Below are 1208 nucleotides of genomic sequence, written 5' to 3' on the forward strand. Positions count from 1 at the left end.
CCTGCCCCACCGCTCAGGTTCCAGTTCTGCTGGCTAACTGTCGGCCTTCACGAAAGGCTGCCGGACATGTCCCGCGCCTACCCCGCTGAGTTCCGCGTCCGCGCGGTCGCGTTGGTGCGGGCAGGAAAAGAACAGAAGCAGACCGCCGTTGATCTCGGCATCCATCCGGTCATGTTGTCGAAGTGGTTGCGCCAGGACGACATCGACAACGGCCGGCGCCCTGGCAGGGTCTCGGAGGAGTCCGCAGAGCTGCGTGCAGCGCGGCGACGAGTCCGCGAGCTGGAAACCGAGCCCGGGATCGTCCGCAAGGCCGCCAAGTTCCTCGGCGAGGACAAGCCGGCCCCAAAAGGGTCTACCCGGTGATCGACCGTCTCGTCGATGCCGGGGCACCGGTCGACCGATGCTGCCGGATCCTCGGCGTCGCCCGGCAGAACTACTCCAAACACAAGCGCACCCCGACCACACCGCGGCAGCTGCGACGGGAGTGGCTGACCGGGCTGATCCGGGAGGTCCACGTCGCCTCACGCGGCACCTACGGCTACCGCCGCGTCCACGCCGAGCTCACCCTGGGCATGGGCATCCAGGTCTGCTCCAGGACCGTGTCGGTGCTGATGACACGGGCCGGGATCCACGGACTGCCCGGACCGGTGCGGATCAAGCGCCTGCGGGGTGTCGTCACCGCCGATGACCTGGTCAACCGGAAGTTCCATCGGCTGCGCCCCGACGAGCTGTGGGTCACCGACATCACGCAACACCGCACCAGAGAAGGGTGGGTGTACTGCGCGGCGGTCCTGGACGCGTTCAGCCGCAAGATCGTGGGCTGGTCGATCGACTCCAGACAGGACTCCACCCTCGTGGTCAACGCGTTAGACATGGCCCTCCGCAACCGGCGCCCCGAACCAGGCGGGATAGTGCACGCCGATCACGGCACCCAGTTCACCTCCTGGGTCTTCGGGGAAAGGATCCGATCCGCCGGGCTCCTGCCATCGTTCGGCACGGTCGGAGACGGCCTGGACAACGCGATGATGGAGTCCTTCTGGTCCTCGATGCAGACCGAGCTGTTGAACCGCAAACGGTGGAAGACCCGGGTCGAGTTGGCCAACGCGATCTTCGAGTACATCGAGGTCTTCCACAACCCACAGCGGCGCCACTCAGCACTGGGCTACCGCACCCCGATCGAGTACGAACTACTCTCCGAACAAGACACC

The 1208-nt window shown here is 66.1% G+C and carries 1 pseudogene; it reads left to right on the top strand.

The features are described 5' to 3' along the window. Positions 1 to 66: 66 nt before the first annotated feature. Positions 67 to 1208, top strand: a pseudogene (locus tag ACIQMR_RS38395) (IS3 family transposase); the annotation flags it as partial.

It is taken from the genome of Streptomyces sp. NPDC091376 (assembly GCF_044757085.1).
Taxonomy (GTDB): domain Bacteria; phylum Actinomycetota; class Actinomycetes; order Streptomycetales; family Streptomycetaceae; genus Streptomyces; species Streptomyces pratisoli.